The organism is Enorma shizhengliae, from assembly GCF_009676995.1.
GTDB classification, from domain to species: Bacteria; Actinomycetota; Coriobacteriia; order Coriobacteriales; family Coriobacteriaceae; genus Enorma; species Enorma massiliensis.
The window spans coordinates 106,639-126,487 of sequence record NZ_VTFZ01000010.1 but is presented as its reverse complement, the minus strand read 5'-3'; the positions used below and the strand labels follow the sequence as shown (position 1 = coordinate 126,487).

Below are 19,849 nucleotides of genomic sequence, written 5' to 3'. Positions count from 1 at the left end.
CTCGGCGAACATCGCCGCCGCCCGCTCCTTGGTGGCGCGGTCGTATCTCAGCCGCAGGTCGATCGCCATGCATGCCTCCCGTCTCCCGGATCAAGGTTTCCTTGTCCAAGAAACGGGGTGCGGTTCACCCCGTTCGCCGCAGGGGCATACTCGGCCAAAAGCCGTGCTCCTGGCATTGCTCCGCCACGCTTCTGAAGGAGAGGTTGCTTGTAGGGAATGCCGGGACCGCCGCTTTTTGTCCGCATGGGCGTGTAGGATATGATGCGAAGACGTTGAACGGAGGATCATGTCCATCCAAATCGAACGCATTCCCTTGTCGGTGCAGCTCGGCGTGGAAGAGCTGAGGGCGCTTGAGGGGTTATTGGAGAGCTCTGGCCGCGTGACGCTTATCGTGCCCGATTTCGGCGTGCGCGACGCGTGTCGCCGCGCGCTTGCCGATGCCGGTTGCGGCGTTGGCATCGACGTCACGACTCCCGACGGATGGATTCAGTCGCTGTGGGAGCTCATGGGCGACGGCAGGCGCATCGTATCGGGCGCGCAGCGCCGTTTGCTCGCGACCCGTTCCCTTCTATGCGACCGCGAAGAAGGGAGCATGCGGGGCGAGGGGGCCGCTTCCGCGGGGAGCGCGTGTGGCGAGGGGACGGCCTCCGCGGGGGGTGCGCAGAGCGAGGTCCCAGCTTCTGCGGAGCAGGCGGCGGAGGGCTTCTGCACCCCCGGCATGATTAAGATGATCGCCCGCGCGGCGCGCCTCTACCTTCCTTACATCGAACGTCGCGCCGATCGTGCGACCTGCTCGGCTTCCGAGCGGCGTATCGTTCGCGCCCTTGAGCGCTACGCTCGTTCTCTGCAAGATTTGGGGCTTATCGAGGGCTCTTCGGCTGCGGCCGTGCTTTCCGAGGGACTTGCGGGGCGCTTGCCGGCCTGTGCGGGAGCCGTCGTGCTGCGCGGCGTCCACGAACTCCCGGAATATCTGCTTGAGCTCATCGGTGCCGTCGCTTCGGGCGGAACGGTGCGCATAGTGCTCGAGCTCGAGGCGGCAGCCGAGGCCGAGGCGCTCGCCCAGAGGTTCGGAGTTGCCGCCCACCGCGTGGCAGCTCTGGCCCAGATGAGTGCGGGAGACGCCTCGCGCCCCGGCATCCCCTTGCGTTTCGCTGAGGTCTGCGGGCCCTCGGCGCGCGAGGCGGCGTACAGCCTGATTGTCTCTGCAGCGGCGCGCGAGGCAAGAGGTGCTGTGAGCGCCTGTCCTGCGCCCGCCGTGACGGTTGCCGCTCCCGATCCCGCCGGCCTGTTCCGTGACCTTGCTCCGCGTCTTGCTGCTCAGGGGATTTCGTCCTCGCTCGAGGTCCGGCTGGCGTTTCGCGATACGCGCGCCGGCCAGTCCGTCGCGGCGCTCTCCGATTTTCTCGAACGCGTGAACGGCGAGGAGGCGAGCGCGTGGTGGCCTGCTCCCGAGATTCCCGACTGGATTCGCTCTCCGTTTTCGGGCCTTGCCTCGGGTGCGCCCCGTATCGCCCGCATGCTCGATACGCGCCTGCGCAAGACGCGCAGCCTCACCAAGAAAACGCTCATGCGCGAGCTCGATAGCCTCCAGAGCCGTGAACTCAACCGCGAGCGTGAGCTTGCGGAGCGCGGCGGGCGCGAGCGGCGGCCCATCGCGGTCAAAGCCGTTGTCGATGCGCTCGACGACGGCGCATACTCTCGCGCGTTCCAGCTCATGGCGGCCTGCGCCTCGTCGGCGCCTCTTGCCGCCTTTGGAGCGGAGGGGCTCGCCGCCAAGCAGATGGAGTTCGCGGCGCTCGAGGCTGCCCAGGCCTTTATGGACGAGGCGCGCGCGCTCGGCGTCGCTGAGCCCCAGGCGTACCTTGCCTTGCCCGAGCTTACCGTTCGCTATGCGCAGCAGTTGGCTCCGCGCAGCTCCGAGGTCGAATGCCCGGACGGTTCATGTGCTTTACAGGCGCAGCCGACCGTGGCTTTTCGCTCGCTGGATGCGCTGGCGTCCTCTACTCCCGCGGTGAGTGCGGTCGCATTCCTGCTCGATGCGGATGCTGCGTCTTATCCTTTGGCGGAGCGCGATACGCCCTTGACGCTGCTTGCCGAGAAGCTGGGGTGCGCCGGCATCTCCGCGCAGCCCGCTGAGCGCCAACGCGTGCGGTTCCGTCATGCCGCAGAATCCGCTCAGGTTGCCGTATTCGGCTATGTTGCGAACGACCGTCAGGCCGAGGAGCGCTACCCGGCGCTCGCTTATGCCGAGGCCAAGGCTGTGGCGGGCGAGAGGGGACAGGGCACCTGTGTGCTCGGCCTTCCCCTTGCCATCGAGGGCGCTGCGGCCGCGCTTGCCGGGGCGCCTGCTCCGTGTACCGCTGCCGTGCGCGCGCTCGACGCGCTTGATTGCATGCTGGGCAAGCTGCCCAACGAGGGGGCTTTGTTCGCCAACCTCGACCTCGCCGGGGGCGTGGGCGCCCGCCGCGATGCAGCCGGCGTGGCAGGTGAGCATTTCCTAGCCCCAGAGCTCAACCGCTTCCTGCTTTTGTCCGAGCGCAGCCTCGGCTCGCGCACGGTACCGCGCACGCTTTCCGCCTCTCAGATCGAGAACTACCTGGCATGCCCCTACCGCTGGCTCGTGAGCAACCGCGCCGCCACCCGGCGCCTCGATGTGGGCTTCGGCCCCATCGAGATGGGTAACTTCGTGCATGATGTCATGCAGCGCTTCCACGAACGGCTCATCGACGAGGGCCTCATGCGCGTGCGGCCTGAGACTGTGGACGCCTGCCTCGTCCAGATGGACCAGGCGTTCATCGAGATACGTGCGGACCATCTGCACGGCAAGTACACGCATGGAAAATATGCGCGCGAAGAGCGGCCCCGCGCCATTCGCGGGCCGCTTGTCCCGCTCGACGAACTCGAGCGCAACCGGCTGGACGCCATGCTTTCCAAGCTGCATGAAGTCGTTCGCTACGAGGCGGATATGCTCTCCATCTTCACCCCCTCGCAGTTTGAGTACTCCTTCGACAAAGAGGGCGTGACCTACGCGGGCCGTGCGCTCGGCGGTCGTATCGACCGAATCGACACGGCAGAGGATGCCGGGTTCGGGGAGCGCTTCGTGGTGATCGATTACAAGAACCGAGCCTCCGTGCGCGAGCTTGGATGCCCCGACCCCACCATGATGCTCGACGAAGGGGAAGAGCTGCCGCAGGGATGGCTGCCGGGCCGCGACGCGGACCGCGCCCCCAAGGTCCAGACCCTTATCTACGCCCAAGCCCTGGAACACCTGGGGGCGGGCTCGGCGCAGGGCGCCGTCTACTTCGCAACGCGCGGTCCCGAGGTCGCTGGCGCGGTGGCAGATTCCCTTACCGCCTCTGAGCCCCCGGCCTTCCCGCACGATGCCGTCTCGGGCTATCCCGGCGTCAAGCCCCCGCGTTCACGTACCGCGAAGCACGATGGCTTCCTCAAGTTCAAGACGCTGCTCGATACGGTGGAGGAGGGGGTGGCCCGTGAGCTCGATGCGCTCGAGGCGGGCGCCATCGCCCCGCGCCCCGCGGCCGACTCCTGTTCGTTCTGTCCGCTCACGATGTGCGAAAAGAGGCGCTGATGACACGGGTAACCCTTGAGGCAAAGCAGGAGCGCATCGTACGCACGCTCGAAGGGCCGCTCTTCGTTTCGGCGGGCGCCGGTTCCGGCAAGACCTTCACGCTCACCCAGCGCGTGCTCTATGCGCTCAAACCGGGCTCCAAGCCGCGCGACCAATGGGCAGATCCCGATCGGCCCGAAGCCTTTCTCGATAGCATCGACCAGGTGCTTGCCATCACGTTCACGGACAAGGCGGCGACCGAGCTCAAGGAGCGCATCCGTTCGGCGCTTCGCGAGGAGGGTCTCGATGCCGAGGCCGAGAAGGTCGATAATGCGTGGATCTCGACCATCCATGGCATGTGCTCGCGCATCATCCGGGCCCATGCGCTCGATCTTGGCGTCGACCCCGCTTTCACGGTCGCGGGCTATGCAGACGATCTCAAGCGCCTCGCCGTCGAGCACGTGCTGAGGCGCGTGACGGCGGAAGATGTCGGCGGCACAGGGCCCTTCGACAAGCTGCTCGAGGCATTTGAACTCGAGTCGCAAGATGGGTCGATGAGCCTTTCGAGCTTGCTCTCCATCCTCGTTGCCATCCTTTCGAAGGTGTCGACGCTCATCGGTGGGCTTGAGGCGTTCGAGCAGGTGAAGGCACATCCGTCGCATATCGATCTGTATGAAGCCTATCGCGATATTGCCGACACCCCGTCCTATGCGAACTGCGCCGCAGCGCGCTCGGCCGTCGAGGCGCTCGACGCCTATCTCGCATCTTCGCGCGATCTGCCGGCGCTCCGTGCTTGCTACGCCGCATGCGGCGAGCTCTCCAAGCAGGTGCGCGGCATGGGCAAAGACGAGAAGAGCTTCGTCGATGCGGTCCGTTCGGCGCGTCCGGCATTTTTTGCCGAATCCTACCTCGCCCTGCGTGCGGACGCACTCGATGAGCTCATGCCGCTCGCGGCAGAGGTCGATGCCGAATATCGCGCGCTCAAACATGATCGGTCGGTGCTCGATAACGACGACCTGCTCACGCTCGCCTACGAGGCGCTCAAGAACGACCCGCGCGTGCAGGCTGAGTTTTCCGGCAAGTTCAAGATGGTGATGGTCGATGAGTTCCAAGATACCGCCCAGCAGCAGGTGGAGCTCGTGAGCTTGCTCTGCAGCCCCGACGCACGCGAGCTCTGCACGGTGGGCGATGCCCAGCAGTCCATCTACCGGTTCCGCGGCGCAGATGTCTCGGTGTTTCGAAATAAGAAGGGCGATATCGAGGCTTCGGGTAACGGCACCGTGTGCAGCCTTGATGTCAATTACCGCAGTCATGCGGACGTCCTCTCCTATGCCGACCGCATCTTCGGGGGCGAGGGTGCAAACCCGCTTGGCAGGGACTTCCTGCATCTCGACTCCTGCGGTGAGGAAACGCGCCGCGGCGCGCGCAAGGTGGGCTCGGGCACCTCTCGTCGGCAGGCGGTCCTCGTGTGCGGCGGCACCGCCGACACGCGCGCCGAGGCGAAGGCGGCTGCGGTGGCAGCGCGTCTTAAGCGGCTGCACGACGAAGAGGGTTTCGCCCCGAGCGACATGGTCATTCTCATGGCTCGCCTCACCAAGGCGAGCACGTACGCCCAGGCGGTGCGCGCCGCGGGCATGCCCTGCGTGGTCTCGGGTGGCACCTCGGTGTTCCGCAGGGCGCCCGAGGTGGGGGTCATCGGTGCGCTCCTCGCGTTTCTCGCCAATCCCGACGATGGAGAGAACGGCATCACGCCGCTTGTCACCTCGCCGATGTTCAACCTGGGCGCGACTGAGCTTTTGGCGCTATCCACCTGCGTAAATGTCGAGACGGGCATAACCGACACGCGTTCCATTACCGGCGAGGTGCTCCTGCTCGCTCCCATCATGGAGGAATTCGGGCCGCTGCCCGTGCTCGACCGCATGCGCGAGGTGTTGCTGCGCGCCGCCTCGCGAGCCGGTCGCGACCGCACGTCCGAGATCGTGCGCGACGCGGTGGTGGAATCCGGCTGGCTCGCCCGCCTGGAGGAGGGCGGTGCCCAGGAGCATGCCGTGGCGGCGAACGTGCTCAAGGCGCTCGCGATCGTGGAGGAAGAGGAGGAAGGCCGCGCCTTCGCCCCGCGCCTCGTCGCACGGGCCTTTGCGGACCACATCGCCCATGTCAAAGAATCTCCCGCCGCGCTTTCCGGAGCGGGTGAGGACGCGGTGCGCATCATGACGGTGCATGCTTCGAAGGGGCTCGAGTTCCCGGTGGTCGCGGTGGCTGAGTGCGACGGCATCCGATCGAACGGCGACCGCATCCAGTTCTGCGACCGCGCGGGCACGACGCTTTGGTCGGCGCTGCCCAACCGCTTCGAACCTGCCTCGGACAAAGACTTGCTCAAGTTGCCCGCGCTCGATCCCGGTGAAGACGGTGCGCCGGCGGGGGAGGGCGCTGTGCCTTCCCGTGCCTCGGAGGCATTCATCTTCATGCGGGATGAGCGTAATGCCCTGGACTACGAGGAAGCGGCGCGCCTCCTGTACGTCGCCATCACGCGAGCTCGCGAGGTCGCCATCCTCGCGATGGGCGCCGGTGCCGCTACAGAGCTCGAGCCGGGGCATGGCACGTCGCTCGTGGGCGAGGTGCTCGCGCGCATTCTTCCGAGCGACGCCGAGAACGGCGGCTTGCCCGACCTCGGTGCCGACCGGCTCGATTTCGACGACGCCCATGCCGGCGATTTCCAGATGGTGCTGCTCGACGATCTCAAGTATCCCTCGAAGAGCGGTGGTGCCAAGCGTCCGCAGCTTGTGTTTCATGCCGAGGATTACCCGCTGGGAACGGCCGGCGTCGAGCCTGTTGGCATGGACGCCGGCGGCGATGCCGGCGGTAGCACGGCGCTCGATGAGGGCTCTTGCCCCATGAGCGCCCCCGAGCCCGCAACGCGCGAGGTGCTGCTGGTGCGGCCGGCAACGGTCGATGCCGCGACGCTCCCGCTTCAGCCGGTCGCTCGCGGTTCCTACAGCTATACCTCGATGGCTGCTGAGCTTCATGAGGAGGGGGAGGATCGCTTCTCGGCGGCGCCGGTAGAGGCGGCAGGCGAAGATGAGTTCTCGCTTGGCGAGCCGGGCGCGCAATTCCCTGATGGCGAGCCGGGCAATGCGGCAGATGCGGTGACCTCGCGCCGTTCCCATGGTTCTGAGCCCGCTTCTTCGGACGACCCCACCGCCCTGGGTTCTGCGTTTCACGCGGCAGCTCAATGGCTCATCGAGACGGGTGCGGATAGCGTGCCGGTCGAGCGCATCGAAGCCCTCGTGCGCTACTGGGGCGTGAGCCCAGCCCAACGTGAACGCCTCGCGACGGCACTTGCCCGCTGGGAGGGCTCGCGGGTCCGTGCCGAGTTGCTCTCCTGGCCGCAGGTTCGCGCCGAGGTGCCGTTCTTCAGCCTTGGCATGGATGAGGCGCGCGAGCGCTTCGGCGCGTACGCTGAGGGCGCCATCGACGCTCTCGCTACCGATCCGGCGCGCCCCGGCGAGGCGCTCGTCATCGACTACAAGACGGGTGGCAGCGCGAACGAGACAGCCGAGCAGCTCCAGAAGAAGCACGAGCTTCAGGCGCGTGTGTATGCCGACGTGCTGCACCGCGCCGGCTTCTCGCGCGTTGCCCTCGCCTTCGTCCGCGTCGAGCTTGAAGATCCCGCCCGCGTCGGTGAGCCTCAGGTGGTAAGGTACGAGCAATAGGGAATGCGCGCCGAGCCTGGGGCTTTCGGCGCGCGGCCGAGATAGCTGAAAGGTTGCCATGCAGATCACACGTACGCTCCCGATTACGGCCGAGGAATTCTTCGATCAGATTGAGCAATCGATTCTCGCAGATATCAAGGGGGCCACGGGGAAAGACATCTCGCGTGCCAAGCTCAACGGCTTCAAGTACAAGAAGCGTGCGCGTGGCGGCGGCAAGGGCGGCACGCCCATGGACGTGAAGGTCAAGCACTACCGCTACCCTGAGCTCTATGAGGTTCGGTTCACCTACGCCACCGGCGTGAACACCCTGCGCTACCGGGTTATCGAGGCGGGCGACGGCTCGCTCACCATCGAATACGCGGAGGAGCTTGAGGCCCGCGGCGGGTCCGACAAGGGCGTCATGGGCACCATCAACCGCAAGCTCTACGATGCCCGCATTCGCCGTCGGGCCGTGAAGACGCTTAAGGCTATCGAAGAGATGGCGGTGCGCGACCGCAAGGCGCGCGAGAACAACCCTAAGCTCGCCGAGCTCGAAGATGGTCCCGAGGCGGATGCCGAGGGCGAGGAGCAAGCGGAATAGGCTTCGTAGGCTTCCCTGTCGCCTCCCGGCAAGCTAACGGGCACAAAATCGCAGAAAAGCGAGGGAATAAAAAGCGATTTCTAGCGAAAAGCCGCCCATTAACAAGGAGTGCGTTATGGGTCTGGTACCGTATGGGACACCGTCCCCACGCGCCGTCTATCGAACACGCTGTGGTGCTTCCGAGCATCGCACAATTGTTCGAAATCGTGTCCGCCCCGTGCGGTAGAATCGGGTTCCGGAATCGGATGGCCAATATCGCACCGCACCCGTACCATGCCTGCGCCCGTGCCGCTTCCGCATCAAGCATGTTCGTCGTACCAGCACATACCTAAGGAGATGCACCGTGGCCTTCGTTCACCTTCACAACCATTCTGAATATTCCATGCTCGACGGCGCAACCCGCGTGAGCGATATGGTCAACCGTGCGGTCGAGCTCGGTATGCCCGCCGTGGCGCTCACCGACCATGGGTACATGTACGGTATCCCGGAGCTCGGTCTCGCGTGCGACGCGGTAAACAACGCCGCGCTCGATTTCAAGCAGTGGAAGCACGACAAGACCGCCTTCGCTGAAGGGGATTTCGGCGAGGCGCCCGAGGACGATAAGGCGCGCGCCCAGTGGGAGCGCGACCGCGCCGCATGGGAGGCCGAGGGTTCGCTCGAGGGCACCAAGCCCGATCCGGTCATCAAGCCCATCTTCGGCTGCGAGGTCTATTTCACCCCAGACGAGACGCTTTCGCGCGACCACAAGCCCGAGCTCTACCATATGATCCTCATTGCCCGGAACGAGACCGGCTACGTGAACCTCATGCAGACGGTCTCCGAGGCCGCGACGCAGGGTTTCTACTACAAGCCCCGTGTAACTCTCGACAATTTGCGCCGTCATCGCGAGGGGCTCATCGCCACCTCGGCGTGCATCGCGGGCATCATCCCCAAGTGCATCGATCGCAATCAGCTCGACGAGGCCATTCGGTGGGCGGAAACCTTCCGCGATACCTTTGAGCCGGGGAACTTCTACATCGAGATCCAAGACCACGGCATCACCACCGACCGAGGCCTTACCGACGAGCAGCTTTCCCGGCAGCTTATCGACATCGCCAAGCAGGTGGGCGTCAAGGTCATCGCTACCAACGACTTCCATTACCTCACGCGCGATGATGCTCCGGTGCAGGACATCATGATGTGCATCGGCATGAACTCCAAGGTAGACGACCCCAACCGCATGCGCATGCATGGCAGCGAGTTCTACATGAAGACCGAAGAGGAGATGCGTGCGCTTTTCCCGTACTGCCCGGAGGCATGCGACAACACGATCGAGATTGCCGAGAAATGCGACGTCCAGCTCGAGTGGGGAAAGATCATCCTCCCGCGCTATCCGTTGCTTGACCCCGGTGAGACGCACGAGAGCCAGTTCCGTCGCGAGTGCGAGGAAGGCCTCGCCAAGCGCTATGGAGAGGACTGGGAGACCAGGGTCATAAACGGCATCTCCGTGAAAGAGCGCTTCGAATTCGAATACAAGGTCATCTGCGACAAGGGCTTCGCGGCGTACTTCCTCATCGTGGCCGAATACGTACGCTGGGCCAAGCAGAACGGTATCGGCGTGGGCCCGGGCCGTGGCAGCGCCGCCGGCGCCATCGTGGCCTATGCCATGGACATCACCACCTTCGATCCCCTCGAGAACGGCCTCATGTTCGAGCGATTCCTCTCGCCCGAGCGTACCGAGATGCCCGATATCGATATGGACTTCGACGATGAGCGGCGGCTCGAGGTAATCGAGCACGTCCGCCAGCTCTACGGCCCCGAGAAGGTCACGCACGTCATCACCTACTCGACCATCAAGGCAAAGCAGGCGATTAACGACGCTGCCCGCGTGCTCGACTATCCGGTGTATGTGGGCCAGCGGCTCTCCAAGATGATTTCGAGCGACCCGAAGGTCAAGCTCAAGCAGGTGCTCACCAAGATCGAGGGTAAAGAGGAGAACTTCAACCCCGACTTTGCCGAGGCGTATGCCAAAGATCCGGATGCGCACCGCATCATCGATTCGGCGCTCTCCATCGAGGGCCTCACGCGTGGCGAGGGCGTGCATGCGTGCGCCGTGCTCATCTGCCGCGACCCGGTGAACGAGCACGTGCCCACCAAGCTCGACACCAAGGGCGGCGTGGAGATTACCCAGTACGAAGGCCATACGGTCGCCGACATGGGCCTCCTCAAGATGGACTTCCTGGGGCTGCGCACGCTCACGGTCATCTCTAAGGCGAAGGCCAACATAAAGGCCAACCATGGCATCGATATCGATGTGGACAAGATTCCCTTCGATGACCCGGAGATCTTCAAGCTTATGCAGGGCGGCCATACCGCCGGCGTTTTCCAGGTCGAATCTGCCGGCATGACGGCTACCATCAAGAACATGAAGCCCACGGAATACAAGCACGTGGTCGCATTGATCGCCCTGTATCGCCCGGGCCCCCTGGGCGCTGGCATGGTGGCCAGCTACATCAACCGCATGAACGGCAAAGAGCCTGCCGTCTCGTACGACCCACGCCTCGACGATATCCTGGGCGAGACCTATGGCACCATGGTCTACCAGGAGCAGGTCATGAACATCTCGGTCGAGATGTGCGGCTTCTCCAAAGGCGAATCGGACTCCCGTATTCGCAAGCCCGTGGCCAAGAAGAAGATCAAGATGCTCACCGAGCAGGTCTTCAGCTGGGAAGACGGGCACGAGGAGACCATCTACGACCACTGGATGAACGGCGCCGAGCGGAACGGCTACAAGCGCCAGACGGCCCAGCGCATCTGGGACGACGTGCTTGAGTTCGCATCCTACGCGTTCAACAAGTCGCATTCCGCCGGCTATGCCATTCTCGTCATGCAGACGGCCTGGTTGAAGGCACATTATCCGCATGAATACATGGCGGCCGTGCTTACCTCGTATACCGGCAAGACCGAGAAGATCACGCATTACGTGGGCGCCTGCCGCCACGACGGCATCCCGGTGCTGCCGCCAGACGTGAACGAATCGGGTAAGGAATTCACCGCAACGGCGGAGGGCGTCCGCTTCGGCCTCGCGGGCATCCGCGGCGTGGGCGAGGGCGTGGCCCAGGCAATCATCGACGAGCGCACGCGCGGCGGTGCGTTCAAGAACCTGCACGATTTCGTCGACCGCGTCGACTCGAGCCAAGCGAACCGCCGCGTGATCGAAGCGCTTATCAAGTCCGGCGCCTTCGACTCCACGGGCTACACGCGTCGCCAGCTCATGAGTTTCGTGGATAAGGGCAACCCGGAGAACATCATCGACGCGGCCGCCAAGCGCCAGAAGGACCGCGCGAAGGGGCAGATGTCGTTCTTCGACATGTTCGGCGATGTTGACGGTTCCGGCTTCGAGGTCGCGGTGCCCGAGCCCGACGGCCAGGAATGGGACCGCCACATGAAGCTCTCGGCTGAGCGCGACGTGCTCGGCATCTACGTCTCGGACCATCCGTTGCGCCCGTATGAATATGCGCTCTCCAAGGCGCGCGAGTTCACGCTTACGCAGATTGACACCGGCGTGGACCGGCGTGTGCCCGGCAGCGATACGACGGTGCACCAAGAGATCCCCGAGGGCAAGCCCTATTGGTTTGCGGGCATGGTCGCCGAGGTTTCCAAGCGCGTGACCAAGAATGGCGACCCTATGGCCATCGTGCGCCTGGAGGATATGGAAGGCGAGGCGACCATCGTCATCTTCCCCAAGACGTATAAGGAGTGCGAGGGCTTCCTGTATGGCGAGACGGATCCCGAAACGGGTGCGGTGCTCTCGGATGCCTTCATTCGCGTGCGGGGAAAGATCGAGCGGAGCGACCGCGGCGACCAGATTATCGCGCAGGAGGTGCTGCCGCTCGAGCTGAACGACGAGGTCAACCGTCCCAAGGTGCTTGAGATCATGATTCCTAGCGCCCGCTTTAGCCAGGGAAGCATGGCGCGCCTCGCTGCGGTGCTCACCACCAACCCGGGTGGCGACCGCGTCGAGATCTTCGTGGAGCAAAGCGACGGCCAAACGATGCGCGCCGAGATTCCCACGCGCGTGAATGCAAGGTCCATTCCGCTCATCGCCGAGACGAAGGCCATCGTGGGCGAGCGCGGCCGCGTGACGGTCATCTAGGTACCCCGGCCCCGAGCTGCGATGCGGTTCGGGGCCGTTCGCATGGCGCTGTGGACGGATGGTACGTTTTCTCAGGGAGGGTAGTGAGCGAGACGAAGTGTTCGGCCGTTGCTTCGGGGCCGCTCGCCTTGGGATTTTGAGCGTTCGCCGGATTGATGCCACTGCAAGTGGCGATGTGCCTGCGAAGGGCGTGCGCAGCTGGGTACAACAGTCCTAATCGCAGCGCGCTTGAGGCGTTGCTGCGGCGTAAACAACACAGACGAATACGCAGGAGGCTGGTCATGGCTGACGCTCGCTACGACGGTTTTGATGCGATTGAAGTGCTCGATGAGGTCGACTCCACAAACGAGGAGCTCATGAAGCGCGCCCGCGCCGGCGCTCCCGAGGGGACGGCTCTTCGTGCGCGCGTGCAGCAATCGGGCAGAGGGCGCAGATCGCATGGGTGGACATCGCCCGAAGGCGGGCTGTACCTCTCGGTGCTCATCAAACCCGAGGTGCCGGACCGGGTGCTATCGGGCCTTCCTGTGGCATGCGGCATCGGCGTGGCAAACGCCCTAGAGCAGATTGGGTGCGAGGGCGTGCAGCTCAAGTGGCCAAACGACGTCGTGACGCCCAAGGGTAAGCTCGGAGGCATCCTTGTGGAGCTCGGCCGGTCGTCCGGTGAGAAGCTCGCGGTATGCGGTCTTGGCATCAACTATGAGTCCATCAAGATGGAGTGGCGCGACCCGAATGCGCTGCCCATCGCGGGCCTTGTTGACTGCATGCCCGAGGGGTCTGAGGCGCCGTCGCTCGATGAACTTGCCGAGGTGATTCGTGCCTCGATACTCGAGGCGGTGGCGATGTGGACCGAGGGCGTTGGCAAAGCAGGGAGCGCCGCTGCGCCCCTTACCGGCATCAAGGATGTCTACAACGAGCTCCTTGCCTACGCCGGCGAGCGCGTGTACGTGAGCGCCCCCGATGGCAGCGTGTCCGAGAACGGAGTGCTTCGCGGCGTCGATTCCTGGGGCCGTGCCCTCGTCGAGCTTTCTGATGGCGCCGTGCGCGAGTACGATTCCTCCCGCGTCTCCCTCCGCCCCGTCAGATAATAGCACCATTCCAACCACGCCTCCCATGCGCGCCAACGTAACCCGCGCACAACCAAAAGGGCCCCAGCAACGGGGCCCTTTCATCTTCATTGCCGTTAACCCCACCTGGGGCGATGCGAAGCGAGCCCCCCGTGACCGCGCGGGAGCCACAGCCGCTCGCGCAGCGACACGGCCGACACGACCGCGTAAACGCAGGGAGCCCCTCGACGTTTACTTCTGAGCGATTCCGCAGCAACTCGGCTCTGCTGAGTTGCGAGGACCAGCGAAGAAGCAAACGCCGAGGGGCTCCCGGTGAGAGCGATGGCGAGACCGATTCCCTCGACCAGCGACACCCTACGCCACGTCGATCGTGACCTCAACCTCCTGCACGGGCACATCGTAGAACGGATCTTCGCGACGCCCCAGGAAGTCTCGTGCCTGTTCCGGGAAGAGCGCGTAGGAGAGCACGTCTTCCTCGCTCTTGGCGTACATCCCGATCTCTTCACGCGCCTTGGGGAGTTCGGGCTCGAGCAGGTCGGCGGGGCGGCGCGTGATGACCTCGTCGTCACCGATGATGAGCTTGCGAATCTCCTTCGAGATCGTTACCGGCGGGCGACCGTACATGCCGTGCACGTAGTCCCTGATCTCCTTCGGCACCACTTTGTAGCGCTCTCCCGAAAGCACGTTCATGAGCGCCTGAGAGCCCACCATCTGCGAGAGCGGCGTCACGAGCGGCGGATAGCCCAGCTCGGCGCGCACGCGCGGCACCTCGGCGAGCACCTCGTTATAGCGATCGCTTGCGCCCAGGTCGGCGAGGTTGCTGATGAGGTTCGAGAGCATGCCTCCCGGCACCTTGTAGAGAAGCGCCTTGGGCTCCACTTCGAGGACCTTGGGGTTAAGCCCGCCGTCGGCGAGGAAGCGGTCGCGCACGCCGGCAAAGTGCTTGGCGATGGCGTCGAGCTTGTCCACATCAAGATCGGTCTCGTAGCCCAGTCCGTCGAGCGCGATAGCCATCGATTCGGTTGCCGGCTGGCTCGTTCCCTCAGCAAGCGGAGAGAGGCAGGTGTCGATGATGTCGGCTCCGGCTTCGACGGCCTTAAGGTAGGTCATCTGGCCGATGCCCGCAGTGCCGTGCGTGTGCACCTGTACGGGCAGGTCGGTTGCAGCCTTGATCTCGCCCACGAGCTCGTAGGCGACCTCGGGCGTGAGCACGCCTGCCATGTCCTTGATGCAGATGCTGTCGGCGCCGGCGCGCTCCATCTCGGTTGCGAGCGAAACGAAGTACCGGACCGTGTGAACGTCGCTCGTGGTGTAGCAGATGGCCGCCTGCACCTCGCCGCCTGCCTCCTTCGCGGCGCGAATCGAGGTCTTGAGGTTGCGCGTGTCGTTCAGCGCGTCAAAGATACGCAGGACGTCGATGCCGTTCTCAACGGATTTCTTGACGAACTCCTCGACCACGTCGTCGGCGTAATTGCGGTATCCGAGCAGGTTCTGACCGCGCAGCAGCATCTGCAGCTTTGCATTCTTCACGTGGCTGCGGATGGTGCGCAGGCGCTCCCATGGGTCTTCGCCCAGGTAGCGCAAGCACGAGTCGAAGGTCGCGCCGCCCCATACCTCGAGGGCGTACAGTCCGCAGGAATCAAGGTCTTCGAGCACCGGCAGCATGTCCTCGATGGGCATGCGCGTCGCGATCTGGCTCTGCTGACCGTCGCGCAGGATGGTTTCCATAAAGCGAATGGTGCGTCCCATATGGCCGTCCTCCTTTCGCGGTCGCTACGCCTCGGGCCCGCGCGGCGCGAAGATCTTCGACAGCGCGAGCGACACGAGGTAGATGATGATCATGACGACGAAGATGCCGCCCCAGCCGATACCGAGGAGCTCGAAGGCGGTGATAAGGTTCTCAGACATACCGTGTCCTCCCTACATCAAGAGCCCGAGCACGAGGCCGCCGGCGACGACCGAGGCAATCTGCCCGGCCACGTTCGCGGCACTCGCCTGCATGAGGATGAAGTTCTGCGGATCCTCTTCCGTGGCAAGGCGCTGCACGACGCGCGAGCTCATGGGGAACGCCGAGATGCCGGCGGCACCCACCATGGGGTTGATCTTCTCCTTGCGGAAAAGGTTCAAAAGCTTTGCGAACATGACGCCGCCCACCGTGTCCATGACGAAGCCCACGAGGCCGAGCGCCATGACGATGAGGGTGTCGACCTGCAGGAAGTCGTGATACTCCATCTTCACCGAGACGCACAGGCCCAAAAGGATCGAGATGAGGTTCACGAGCTCGTTCTGGGCGCTCTTGGAGAGGCTGTCGAGCACGCCGCATTCGCGCAGTAGGTTACCGAACATGAGGAAGCCAACAAGCGGCAGCGAGGCCGGTGCGATGAGGCCGGCGATGATGCAGATGATGACGGGGAAGAGGATCTTCGACGTCTTAGAGACGGCGCGCGGGTTGTAATTCATATGGATGCGACGCTCGCGCTTCGTGGTGCACGCCTTGATGGCGATGGGCTGGATGATGGGCACGAGGGCCATGTACGAGTACGCGGCGACCATGATAGCGCCCATATACTTCGAGCCTAAGCTGTTAGCCACGAAGATGGACGTGGGGCCGTCCGCTGCAGCGATGATGCCCGTGGAGGCGGCGTCGGCGATGTCGAAGCCGAGGAGCGTCGCCACGATGATCACGAAGAAGATGCCGAACTGCGCCGCCGCGCCGAAGATGAGCAGAAACGGGCTCGAGAGCAGGGGCCCGAAGTCGATCATGGCGCCGATGCCGATGAAGAGCAGCAGCGGGAAGAGCTCCGTCTCGATGCCCATGTCGAAGAGGATCTGGAAGGGTCCGGTCTCTCCGATGACGCCGGAGCTGGGAATGTTCACCAAGATGGTGCCAAGGCCCATGGGCACGAGCAACGTGGGCTCGTATTCTTTCTTGATGCCAAGGTACATGAGGACGCAGCCGATGGCCATCATGACGAGGCGGCCGGGTTCGGCCGCGAGCGCCACGATGCCAGCAGTCAGCACATCAGCTGCCGTGGTTAGAATCTCCAATGGTCTCTCCTCTGTCGGGCTGACGGTAGGTCGGGCGTGGCTGTCAACCCCGGTATCGGGTGAATAGGCACGGGCTGGCAGGTCCCTCCGACCCCGCTGTCAACCCGTGCGGTGCGGTTAGGAAATCGAGAACAGCAGGTCCCCCGGATTCACCATGTCGCCCTTGGCAACGTTGATCGAGGCGATGGTACCGGCCTGCTCGGCGACGATCTCGCTCTCCATCTTCATGGCCTCGAGGACCATGACGGGCTGGTTGACCTCGACGGTGTCGCCCACGTTGACGTGGATGTCGAGAATGGTGCCGGGCATGGGGGCTTCCTGCGTATGGGAGCCCGCCGGTGCGTTGGCGGAAGGTGCGGCTGCGGGAGCGGGCGCGGGCTCCGCAGCGGGCGCGGGCGCCGGCTCCGGAGCGGCGGCAGGAGCCGGGGCGGCCGCGGGGGCGGCTACGACGGGCGCGGGCCCTGCCGGGGCACCGATCTCCTCCATTTCCACAAGGTACTGGGTTCCATCGATCGAGATTTTGAATTTACGCAGCATCGCTTTGGGTCCCTTCCATGTCCTTCTGCTTATAGATGCGCTTTACAGCAAACGAGCTCTTTTCCAGGGCTCCCGCGCCCAGTGCCGTCGCGATGACGGCGACGCGTTGATGCTCGGGATTGGCGACCGAAACGCGCTTAACCACGAGCTTGCTTTCTTCTTGGGCGCCTGCGGCGATGGCCGAGGCGATGATGCATGCCGGCAGATGCTCGGCAGGGTCAACGGGGAGGTAGGCAGGCACCTCTTCCCATTCATCGAGGGGGAAGCCGGGCGCGATCTCGGCGCGCGATTCGTGGGCGCGCGTCGCCCCCGGGGCCTTAGCCCTGTGCTTGCGCTGCGCAGAGCGAGAGAAGCGCTCACGCAGCCAGGAACGAAAACCCATGTGTCCGTCCTTTCTCACGCGCCCTTTGGGATGGGGAACACGCGGCGCGTGTGCATATGAAGATATTGTATAGGGAATGTAGTGGTTTGTGGGAGCTCGATGAAAACTCGTTGTGTGGAGGTTCCAAGCATCTTGCCGCCCTCCTCCGCCGGTGACTACCGCCTCATGCGCGCGGGCATAATAGGCGAAGTCTAACAGCGTACGCACACGTGACATGGAGGTCAATATGGCTACGTTTTATAAGAATGACGCGAACAACTTCCTCGCTGCCCTGCAGGTCGAGACTCCGGCTCCTGCGGGTTATCAGGCGCTTGACGCCAATACGAGCGACGGTGCCGTCGAGAAGCATGTTCCTGTCGTCGAGGTCGAGCACGAGGGGCGCCTCATCAAGGTGACGGTCGGCTCGACCGAGCATCCCATGGAGACGGCCCATTACATCCAGTGGATCGCGCTCGAGGCGGACGACCGTCTCGAGGTGCATCATCTCAAGCCCGGTCAGAGCCCCGTGGCGTTCTTCCCCGGCGGCGTTAAGGCCGGTACGGTGTACGCCTACTGCAACCTTCATGGATTGTGGAAGGCAGAGTTCTAGGCTCTTCGCTATCAATGGATGCGGAAGGGTCGCCTTCGGGCGGCCCTTTTTCGCATAAAATCCCAGAAGAGGTTTACGTACCGCCCGTGCGGGGCGCGGTGGGGCAGAGGGAGAGGGGGAGCGTCCTATGAAGATCGCAATCGCGCAGATCGACATGCGTCTGGGCGACATCGACGCCATCTGCGCGCGCATCGAGGACCAGGCGGCCCTCGCGCACGAGCAGGGAGCTCGGCTTCTCTGCACGCCGGTTCCCCTGTTCTCGGGTGCCGCGCCTGGCCCGATCGCCGAATCCGCGAACTTCCTGCACGACCTGCTCGCCGGCCTGAGCGGCTTGGCGATGCGGCTCGCCCAACTCGACATAGCCGCGCTCGTCCCCGCTTTCGTCGCGCACCAGGGTGCGTACATGCTCGAGGTGTTTTTGCTCAAAGACGGGAATGTGTCGCCGCTGCGCACGCTCTTGGCGATTCGTCGCGAGCAAGCGGGTGATGAAGACCTGTGGACGCCGCCCGTCTTCGATGTCGACGGCGTTCGCTGCGCGATCACGTTCGACGCCGAGCGTGCGGGCGAGCTCCTGCCCCCCGGGTGCGACCTCATGATTTACTTCCAGGCTGGATCGCTCGATGTCTCGCGAGCCGAGACATCGGCCGTAGCCGCCGTGCAGGACGGTCACTTCCGCCCCGTCGCCGTCAAGCGCAGCCTCTGGCTCGCTTGCGTGGCGCCGGTCGGCGGTTTCGACGGCGCCGTCTATGCAGGCGGCTCCTTCGTGATGGATGACTGCGGGCGAGTCGTGGCGGCTTCGCCGTGCTTTGAGGAAGACTTGCTCGTGCAGGATGTTCAGCGCGGTACGACCGTGCCGTGCATCGAAGATCACGAGCTACCGCATTTCGATCGGTCGGAATGGCTGTGGGACGGGCTTCGCGTGGGCCTCGTGGACGCTGCGACGGCGTGCGGGTGCTCGCGGGCCGCGCTCGTGCTCGACGGCAGCCTGCCCAGCTCACTTGCTGCGACGCTCTGCGTCGACGCCTTCGGGCCGCGAAACGTCGTCGGCCTGTTTGTGGCGCGGTCCGGCATGCGGACGCCTGCACAGGATGCGGCCGAGCGGGAACGGGCCGAGCGCGTGCGCGACCTTGTTGCATCGCTGCACATCCGCCTTGTCGAGCGTACGGAGCCCGATTGCGCAGCGCTGCTTGACCGGGACGAGTCGCGCATCGCCGTTCCAGGCGACGATGCTGCCGTTCGCCGGGCATCGGCGCATCTGGCCCAGCTCTTCCTCGACGATATCGCGCATGCCGAGCATGCCTTGCCGGTAAGCTCGCTCACCAAGACCGACTATGCCCTCGCGCCCGAGGGTGCGGGCGGGTCGCTGCCGGGGCAGATCGCTCCGTTCGGCGACGTGTACCTTACAGCGCTGGAGTTCGTGGCCCGCATGCGCAACCGCGCGGGCGCCGCGGTGCCTGCCGCCCTCGTCTCGTTGCGTGCGGTGAAGTCGTATCTCGATGGCATCATCAGGAGAGCCGCCGCGCTCGAGGCGTCGCGTCCCTACTATGCGGTTCGCGTTGCCGAGGCGTTGGGCACGCTCGAGCCGAGCCAAATCGACGCAGCGCTCGAGGCCCATATCGATTGCGACCTTCCGCTCGACGACCTTCCGCTTACGGCAACGAGGTCGGATGCGGCGGCGCTTCTGCTCATGCTCGTTCGCCGGGGCGAAGCAGCTCGCCGCGCGCTGCCCCTGGTGCCTGCGGTTTCGGCTCGTTCCTTCGGCGAGCGGGCCTGGCCGGTCGATCTTGCGTGGTCCGATCTGGGCCGGCATGGAGCCGATCCGCTCGATCTTGCGGGGCTTGCGCGCGCCGCAATTGAGCGTGCGGAATCGCGCGGGGAAGCGCTGAGCGCACGGGTACGCGGCGAGATCATGGGGCTGGTGGGGAGCCTTCTTGGCATCACGCCCGAGCAGCTCGAGGCGATGTCCACGGAAGAGGGCCGGCAGCAGCTGGGCGGGCAGCTCCCTCAGCTCGAAGACCAGGTCCAGCGCGCGCTGCACGACCTCTTCGAAGGGGGCTCCGCCGATGGTGAGGAGGGGGGCAACCCGTTTGCCGGCCCTGCTGCCCGTGGCTTCTCGTTCTTCTCGCAAAACTAGTGCCCGCCTCCGTCTCGCTATGATATGATACTAGAACAGGTGTTCGAAATCTCGAGCATGCCGTGCGAAGGTATTCAGAGCTGATTGAGGGGAGGGCCG

The 19,849-nt window shown here is 64.5% G+C and carries 12 protein-coding genes; 7 read left to right on the top strand and 5 right to left on the bottom strand.

Annotation, left to right across the window (positions count from 1 at the left end; all coding sequences use genetic code 11):
• Positions 1 to 286: 286 nt before the first annotated feature.
• The 5 genes from GJE22_RS08100 (at position 287) to GJE22_RS08080 (ending at position 13,081) form a co-directional block, all read left to right on the top strand.
• Complete coding sequence (locus tag GJE22_RS08100) at positions 287 to 3,589, top strand: PD-(D/E)XK nuclease family protein (RefSeq protein ID WP_144687946.1); 3,303 nt, start codon at positions 287 to 289, stop codon at positions 3,587 to 3,589.
• Positions 3,589 to 7,281 carry a UvrD-helicase domain-containing protein gene (locus GJE22_RS08095; protein WP_144687945.1) on the top strand — a complete coding sequence of 1,231 codons (3,693 nt, stop codon included), beginning with the start codon at positions 3,589 to 3,591 and terminating at the stop codon, positions 7,279 to 7,281. The genes GJE22_RS08100 and GJE22_RS08095 overlap by 1 nt, the downstream gene beginning before the upstream one ends.
• A gap of 58 nt (positions 7,282 to 7,339) precedes the next feature.
• On the top strand, positions 7,340 to 7,861 hold the full coding sequence (locus tag GJE22_RS08090; RefSeq protein WP_144687944.1) for a DUF3284 domain-containing protein: 522 nt from the start codon (positions 7,340 to 7,342) through the stop codon (positions 7,859 to 7,861).
• Between the two features lie 343 nt (positions 7,862 to 8,204).
• Entirely contained in the window at positions 8,205 to 11,996 is a 3,792-nt protein-coding gene (gene dnaE, locus GJE22_RS08085; protein WP_144687943.1) for a DNA polymerase III subunit alpha, read from the top strand.
• Positions 11,997 to 12,277: 281 nt separating this feature from the next.
• On the top strand, positions 12,278 to 13,081 hold the full coding sequence (locus tag GJE22_RS08080) for a biotin--[acetyl-CoA-carboxylase] ligase (RefSeq protein ID WP_144687942.1): 804 nt from the start codon (positions 12,278 to 12,280) through the stop codon (positions 13,079 to 13,081).
• A 333-nt stretch (positions 13,082 to 13,414) separates the two neighbouring features.
• On the opposite strand, the gene GJE22_RS08075 is transcribed toward GJE22_RS08080, so the two are convergent.
• From GJE22_RS08075 to GJE22_RS08060, 5 genes are all read right to left on the bottom strand, one after another.
• Entirely contained in the window at positions 13,415 to 14,809 is a 1,395-nt protein-coding gene (locus GJE22_RS08075) for an oxaloacetate decarboxylase subunit alpha (RefSeq protein WP_144687941.1), read from the bottom strand.
• A gap of 24 nt (positions 14,810 to 14,833) precedes the next feature.
• A complete protein-coding gene (locus GJE22_RS10195) occupies positions 14,834 to 14,968 on the bottom strand; it encodes an OadG-related small transporter subunit (protein WP_019127948.1) in 135 nt (44 codons plus the stop codon).
• A 12-nt stretch (positions 14,969 to 14,980) separates the two neighbouring features.
• Entirely contained in the window at positions 14,981 to 16,108 is a 1,128-nt protein-coding gene (locus tag GJE22_RS08070; RefSeq protein WP_235895780.1) for a sodium ion-translocating decarboxylase subunit beta, read from the bottom strand.
• 117 nt (positions 16,109 to 16,225) lie between these two features.
• On the bottom strand, positions 16,226 to 16,645 hold the full coding sequence (locus tag GJE22_RS08065) for an acetyl-CoA carboxylase biotin carboxyl carrier protein subunit (RefSeq protein ID WP_144687940.1): 420 nt from the start codon (positions 16,643 to 16,645) through the stop codon (positions 16,226 to 16,228).
• Complete coding sequence (locus GJE22_RS08060) at positions 16,635 to 17,027, bottom strand: hypothetical protein (protein WP_144687939.1); 393 nt, start codon at positions 17,025 to 17,027, stop codon at positions 16,635 to 16,637. The genes GJE22_RS08065 and GJE22_RS08060 overlap by 11 nt, the downstream gene beginning before the upstream one ends.
• Positions 17,028 to 17,253: 226 nt before the next feature.
• Here GJE22_RS08060 and GJE22_RS08055 point away from each other — a divergent pair, with 226 nt between their 5' ends.
• Positions 17,254 to 17,616, top strand: a complete 363-nt coding sequence (locus GJE22_RS08055) for a desulfoferrodoxin family protein (protein ID WP_144687938.1) — start codon at positions 17,254 to 17,256, stop codon at positions 17,614 to 17,616.
• A 127-nt stretch (positions 17,617 to 17,743) separates the two neighbouring features.
• On the top strand, positions 17,744 to 19,750 hold the full coding sequence (locus tag GJE22_RS08050) for a nitrilase-related carbon-nitrogen hydrolase (protein ID WP_144687937.1): 2,007 nt from the start codon (positions 17,744 to 17,746) through the stop codon (positions 19,748 to 19,750).
• The last annotated feature ends 99 nt before the right edge of the window (positions 19,751 to 19,849 follow it).

What these genes read in the sequence shown, in the direction of transcription:
- GJE22_RS08100 (WP_144687946.1), top strand. Translation starts at nt 287, where the DNA reads ATGTCCATCCAAATCGAACGCATTCCCTTGTCGGTGCAGCTCGGCGTG.
- GJE22_RS08095 (WP_144687945.1), top strand. Translation starts at nt 3,589, where the DNA reads ATGACACGGGTAACCCTTGAGGCAAAGCAGGAGCGCATCGTACGCACG.
- GJE22_RS08090 (WP_144687944.1), top strand. Translation starts at nt 7,340, where the DNA reads ATGCAGATCACACGTACGCTCCCGATTACGGCCGAGGAATTCTTCGAT.
- GJE22_RS08080 (WP_144687942.1), top strand. Translation starts at nt 12,278, where the DNA reads ATGGCTGACGCTCGCTACGACGGTTTTGATGCGATTGAAGTGCTCGAT.
- GJE22_RS08075 (WP_144687941.1), bottom strand. Translation starts at nt 14,809, where the DNA reads ATGGGACGCACCATTCGCTTTATGGAAACCATCCTGCGCGACGGTCAG.
- GJE22_RS10195 (WP_019127948.1), bottom strand. Translation starts at nt 14,968, where the DNA reads ATGTCTGAGAACCTTATCACCGCCTTCGAGCTCCTCGGTATCGGCTGG.
- GJE22_RS08065 (WP_144687940.1), bottom strand. Translation starts at nt 16,645, where the DNA reads ATGCTGCGTAAATTCAAAATCTCGATCGATGGAACCCAGTACCTTGTG.
- GJE22_RS08060 (WP_144687939.1), bottom strand. Translation starts at nt 17,027, where the DNA reads ATGGGTTTTCGTTCCTGGCTGCGTGAGCGCTTCTCTCGCTCTGCGCAG.
- GJE22_RS08055 (WP_144687938.1), top strand. Translation starts at nt 17,254, where the DNA reads ATGGCTACGTTTTATAAGAATGACGCGAACAACTTCCTCGCTGCCCTG.
- GJE22_RS08050 (WP_144687937.1), top strand. Translation starts at nt 17,744, where the DNA reads ATGAAGATCGCAATCGCGCAGATCGACATGCGTCTGGGCGACATCGAC.